This is a genomic window from Dolichospermum sp. LEGE 00246, assembly GCF_015207865.1.
Taxonomy (GTDB): Bacteria; Cyanobacteriota; Cyanobacteriia; order Cyanobacteriales; family Nostocaceae; genus Dolichospermum; species Dolichospermum heterosporum.
In genome coordinates this window covers 1-3,185 of record NZ_JADEWA010000552.1, presented here as the reverse complement: position 1 = coordinate 3,185, position 3,185 = coordinate 1, and the positions used below count along the sequence as shown (strand labels likewise).

Sequence of the window (3,185 nt, the reverse complement as noted above, 5' to 3'; positions counted from 1 at the left end):
AATTAACATGATCTAAAACTGTGAATTTTCCCTTGTCCTGGGTTGGATAGGATTTAACTAAATTTTCGATTTCTAAAAATCCATTACGGGGCAAAGTTTCTGTAGTAGTATTATGTGGTAAAGTTGTATATTCCATGATTAATTACCTATTTTTTAAGAGAGAAAAAACTGAGAGGGAGAATTAGCACGAATATCAAAACTATGAAGATATCCTACAGGATCACTAGGATCAAATCCTTTTTTATCTATAAATGCTTCAGGAGGTTCAACTTTATAATCATCCTTGGGACATTCAATTCCCATTTCTGTGGCTATCTCTCGATATAAATCGGTTCTCCAACCTTTTGCGGCTACTTCTTCAGCATTTTTAGGAATTTCTTTGATTTGTCCCCACCGTGCTGCTTGAGTCATTAACCAAAGACTTCGAGAACGCCATAAAAATGTAGAATGTTCCCCTTTTTCGAGGGGAATACTGTTAGGAAGATCATAAAAAATTGTGGTATCATCTGCTTTAATAGTGCGGTCTTTGCCATCAAAACCACCATAATTATAATTGCCAATAATTCCCGGTCCAGTAAACTTAGTAATAGGCACACCTGGCGTTTTAGGTTTTGCCCCAGTGAAAGAACGTTCTGTCAGTAATTCGGCTATTTCTTGACGATTTTCGGGTTTACTACAATATTGACAAGCTTCAATCATTGCCTTTACCAAAGAACGGTAGGTTTTAGGATAATTAACAATAAAAGATTCCATTACACCCAGGAGTCTATCTGGATGTCCGTGCCAAATTTCCTTACCTTGAGCAAAGGTAAAACCGATACCTTCATTACCTGTAATTGCTCTAGTATTCCAAGGTTCGGCGACCATGTAAGCTTGCATTGCCCCAATTCTCATGTTTGTTACCATTTGCGGTGGTGGAACAATTATGACCCGAAATTCTTTAAGAGGATCAACACCCGCAGCAGCAGAAAGATAGCGAGCAAAGTATTCATAAATGGCAGAACTGAGGACTACAGCCCAGATTTTCTTTTCTGGGGGTTGTTTGTCAAAATAGCCGCGAAAGTCCTTCCCAAAGGCTTCTAAAGCCCCATCACCGTATTTTTGTTGATATTCATACCAGGGACGAATGCCATAGTCCCACATATCCCTATTCATGGTCATGGCGTTACCATGTCGGTGGATGGTCATTGCCGCACACAAGGGGGCATGACGCGCCCCTTCTGCACCTATTCTAGCGTTGGTAACAGCACCGGAGACGACGGGGGAAGCGTCGAGACGACCGAAAATTAAGCCGTCGCGGGAGGTAGCCCAACTGGCTTCGCGGTTGAGTGTAACATTTAAGCCATATTTGCGGAAAAATCCTTTTTTCCAAGCGATCGCAAATGGCGCACAATCATTAACAGGAACATAACCAACAGTAATGTCCGGTTTTTCTAAATCTTGGGATTTGACTACTGGTATCACCGCTAAAGCTTCTTCTGTTAGTCCCTTCGCAGATTTATCTCCCGAAACAGCACAGGATGATAATATTATTCCCGCAGTTGTCGCCCCTATTCCTGCAATAAAATCTCTGCGAGTTAAATGATTTTCAGTCATAATTTATCATTTGGGATTTTATGAAAGTACAAATTCATCTGCGTTTATCCGCGTTCATCATCTTCTATCAGCGTTTAAATCATTAATTTCCTGGACGGTGAGTAACTAACTCTTGAAGTTTGCCCACACCGTAATCTAAAACCAACCCAGTTAAGCCAATTATAAACACTGCTAAAAATACAGAACTCAGATTTAAACGACTCCATTCATCCCAAACAAAAAAGCCAATTCCTATGCCACCTGTCAACATTTCTACAGCCACAATTACCAACCAAGCAATACCTAAACTAATTCGCAAACCTGTAAAAATATAAGGCAAACTGGCAGGTAAAATAATTTTAGTAATCTGTCGCCAACGGGGCATTTCTAAAACTTGTGCTACATCTAAATAGTCTTTTGGTACACTAGAAACTCCTAATGCTGTATTAATAATAGTTGGCCAGAGGGAAGTAATGAAAATCACAAAAATAGCGGAAGGATCTGCTAAATTAAACAGAGATAAAGAAATTGGCAACCAGGCTAAGGGTGATACAGGTTTGAAAATCTGAATAATGGGATTAAAAGCCAGCATTGCGGGTCTCGAAATTCCAATCAAAAAACCCAAGGGAATTGCTACTAATGCCCCTAAACCAAATCCTAATATTACCCGCCGTAAACTGGCTAATAATAACCAACCAATTCCTAAATCACCTGGACCTCTCTCATAGAATGGATGTAAGATATAGTCCCAATTAGCAATTAAAGCTTCCGGTGGTGTGGGCATTAATTCATGGTTAGCTAGTGCTACTACCCACCACAATAAAATAATTCCTAAACAGCCCAGTGCGGGAAATATGAAAGTATCTTGAAAAATTACTGGTTTGGTTTTTCTCCAAATAGCTTTTCCAGCAACTGCAACAATGGCAGCTAAATTTAGTTGCAATATCATTTATTTCACCTCAGCAGAGTTAAGCTTGGTTATGGAAACATTAACTAGTACCAACCTTGGACACTGATAAGATCAGAAATAATTAAAATTCTGTCTTTTCAGTCTCCTCTCAATGCCTACGAAGTTAGCTGACGGGCTAAGGTTGAGAGATACCTTTTTTTGCTTGATTTTAGATTTGATTTGAGTTTTAAATCTTAAATTCCTGAATTAGTCAAGACAAAAATACGCCCCACAATTTGGTTCCTCCGTTCCAGCACTATTACATTAAATGTACTGGATTAAGCTGACTTACTCAATTCTGAATCATGATAGAACATTAACATTTATATTCAGTAATAACATCAGTATTCGTCATGAATAATAGTTTCCGGCGATTATAAATCGCTACTACACAGGCTAAGTCTACCTGCGTGAACTAGTGAAAAATCAAGGGTTTGAAATCCATGTATCCCTTAGAGGATGTTTTAAAAGTGGTATCCCGTAATTTTCATCATATTGTTACTCCCCTTAAGTAGGTTAGCGTTGAAAATTGTCGTCATAGCAAGGCAAGAGGCAAGAGTAAAGAAGTTTTCAGGGATTTTACGTTTCTTTACACAGTTTGGTTTTATTGAAACAAGAAAATCCAGTTCCCTCCCCTTGTAAAGGAGGGGAGGGTTAGGGA

General features: G+C 39.0%; 3 protein-coding genes, 1 pseudogene and 1 riboswitch. All 4 genes and pseudogenes read right to left on the bottom strand.

Annotated features, from left to right (window positions below):
* A pseudogene (locus IQ228_RS23820) lies at positions 1-136 on the bottom strand (ABC transporter ATP-binding protein); the annotation flags it as partial.
* Positions 137-153: 17 nt separating this feature from the next.
* Entirely contained in the window at positions 154-1,596 is a 1,443-nt protein-coding gene (locus IQ228_RS23815) for an ABC transporter substrate-binding protein (protein WP_027401591.1), read from the bottom strand.
* Positions 1,597-1,678: 82 nt separating this feature from the next.
* Positions 1,679-2,524, bottom strand: coding sequence for a nitrate ABC transporter permease (gene ntrB, locus IQ228_RS23810; RefSeq protein WP_027401592.1), 846 nt, complete (start codon positions 2,522-2,524; stop codon positions 1,679-1,681).
* Between the two features lie 98 nt (positions 2,525-2,622).
* Positions 2,623-2,819, bottom strand: a riboswitch (cyclic di-AMP (ydaO/yuaA leader).
* Positions 2,820-2,988: 169 nt separating this feature from the next.
* Positions 2,989-3,185: hypothetical protein (locus IQ228_RS26930; RefSeq protein ID WP_228044046.1), on the bottom strand; the 197-nt coding region annotated here is incomplete at its 5' end.

What these genes read in the sequence shown, in the direction of transcription:
- IQ228_RS23815 (WP_027401591.1), bottom strand. Translation starts at nt 1,596, where the DNA reads ATGACTGAAAATCATTTAACTCGCAGAGATTTTATTGCAGGAATAGGG.
- ntrB (WP_027401592.1), bottom strand. Translation starts at nt 2,524, where the DNA reads ATGATATTGCAACTAAATTTAGCTGCCATTGTTGCAGTTGCTGGAAAA.